Origin of the sequence: Paenibacillus sp. FSL K6-4396 (assembly GCF_038002525.1) — a bacterium.
In the GTDB taxonomy this organism is placed as follows: Bacteria; Bacillota; Bacilli; order Paenibacillales; family Paenibacillaceae; genus Paenibacillus; species Paenibacillus amylolyticus_B.
Map to the genome: position 1 here is coordinate 1 of NZ_JBBOCR010000002.1, position 2,195 is coordinate 2,195.

Annotated in this window: 2 protein-coding genes and 1 pseudogene; all 3 read right to left on the reverse strand. The window is 30.2% G+C overall.

The genetic code is table 11. From position 1 onward, the window contains the following. Positions 1-195, reverse strand: a pseudogene (locus tag MHB85_RS31155) (protein rep); the annotation flags it as partial. A 957-nt stretch (positions 196-1,152) separates the two neighbouring features. Further along, positions 1,153-1,347, reverse strand: coding sequence for a hypothetical protein (locus MHB85_RS31160; protein ID WP_341074309.1), 195 nt, complete (start codon positions 1,345-1,347; stop codon positions 1,153-1,155). A 50-nt stretch (positions 1,348-1,397) separates the two neighbouring features. Then, positions 1,398-2,192 (reverse strand): protein rep, encoded by a 795-nt coding sequence (locus tag MHB85_RS31165; protein ID WP_341074310.1) that lies wholly within the window; start codon positions 2,190-2,192, stop codon positions 1,398-1,400. Between the last annotated feature and the right edge of the window lie 3 nt (positions 2,193-2,195).

A 2,195-nucleotide genomic window follows, 5' to 3' on the forward strand; every position in this document is an offset into this window, starting at 1 on the left:
TTGTTTATATTCTAAAACGTTCGCACAGTCTTTTACACGAGATGCTTTTTTCATTTCGAGAATATGAAGCAATTCCCAATAAGAAACATTAGCTAGCTTTTTTTCTCTCCAGGGTCTTTCTTTACCACTTTTTGTTTTATCGACTAATACATTTGATTCTTCATTAGATTTGGTGTTATTATGATTGTATAAGATATAAAAAACCTCCGTTTGTTTGTTTTTGTGTGGTAACTTAAACAATAACAGATGGAGTTTTTTATTTCAATAATCCCATGCAACTATTTTCAAGGGATAAATCAAAGCCAAACCCTTAATAAATAACACTTCTAACTTAAAATAATAAAATGACGTTATGTCTATATGTATCAAGAATAGAAAGATTAGGTTCAAAATCATTAAAAAAAGACCCTAAAACAAATAAAAAAGACTAGACCCATTTTCATGGATCTAGTCTTTTTTATTTGTTTATTTTTTAATTAAATTTATTTAATTTTATATTTTTAAATTCAAAAGCCCCTGCGGGAAACCCAACGAACGCAGAGAATTTTAAAGAGCAAAAGCGATTTTTAAAATCACTGCGTATAAATGGGCACTCTCAACTGAATTTAGTATATTTTACCCTCGTTCGTTTTTTATTACTCAAAGAAAGCCGATTCCTTTTTGTCTCGAACTCAACTCCCCTGAACCCCTAAATTCGCCCAATCGTCAAAAATAAGCTGACCACACATTCAGCCGATTGGCTTTTTCTAGTTTATCAGGGGAGTTCTGCTCGACAAAAAGACTTCGTTTTCTTTTCCGTCATAAACCACTCTCTAAATTAGCTTAGGAATTAAAATAAAGCTCTCTCACGCTTAAAGTTATTTTCTCATTATATTTTCTGTTCCAAATAATTTAAAACGCTCTAAACGTCTTAAATCGATTTTTAATTACTTTCAAAATAAAAACATAAAAAATAGAAATCACGACATTTAATTAGGAGTGCCCATTTACACGCAGTGATTTTTATTTTGCTCACGCGCCATAAAAAAACTGCGTAATTTGGGTTTCCTGCGGGGGCTTTTTATAAATTAATTTTAAACAAAAAAAGGTAGCTTAAAGCTACCCAACAAAAAATCACATCCGATTATAGAAAATAATAGACATTATCCTAATTTAAAAATTAATATATTTCATACCAAGTACTAAATAAGTTAAAACCCCAATAACAGCTATTCCTGAAAAAAATAATACTATTTGTGGCTTTGACCAGTTTTTTATCCATCCCCATCTTTTTCCGTAATTATCAAACCAAATAATATCGAGTATTACACTCACAGCAATGATTATAAATGCTAAAAAAGGACTCAATTTATACCACTCCTTTATTGAATGAGATAGACAGTTTGTTGAATATTTTTTTAACTATTCATCATAAAATAATTCTTTCTATCCCAATTCCACATCGCAATAATTGAATAACTTTCTTCATCTTCTTTCGATTTTTCTTCATCAGCATGAATTAAATCGCCATCTTCTGAATCATCTAAATTTAATTCTTTATGCAATTCTTTTAATAAACCACCGTAAGAAATTAAACGTTTTTTAAATAGGCCTTTTTCTAAATCTGCTAAACGCTGCAGATTAAGTTTTTCATCTTTTGTCATAAAATCTGTATCTTTAACAGGATATTTCGCTGTTTCATCAATCGCTGATTGAATATCTGTTTTATCTTTATTTTTAGCTTTAACAATTTGAACTTTCACGTTGGGATCATAATCTAATTTCATCGCTCTTCGCCAAAGTTTTATCCATTGTTTTTGATTAATATAGTTTTCAGTATTTTTAAAGTAAGTATTTTCCACACACAATAAAACGTGCATATGCTGATTATAAGAATTATCAATATTATTGACGGTTACCTCTGTTGCACGCATAAACCCTATTAAATTCTTTTTAATTTTTTGATAACCTATCATACGTCTAAATCCTTCTGACATATCAGATAAACTTTGAGCTAATTCTTCGCCATCATAAACATTTTTAACCGTTAACGTGAGAAAAACCCATCTTGCTGTTGGTTTTTGTCTAATCACTTCTGAAACAACTTTTTGTGATTGGATACCATGTTTCATAGCACGCCTCCAATTGCACATCGGACATAAACGAGATTTACAGAACCACACTCTATATAATTTTCGTTCGCCCGTTTCTATGCT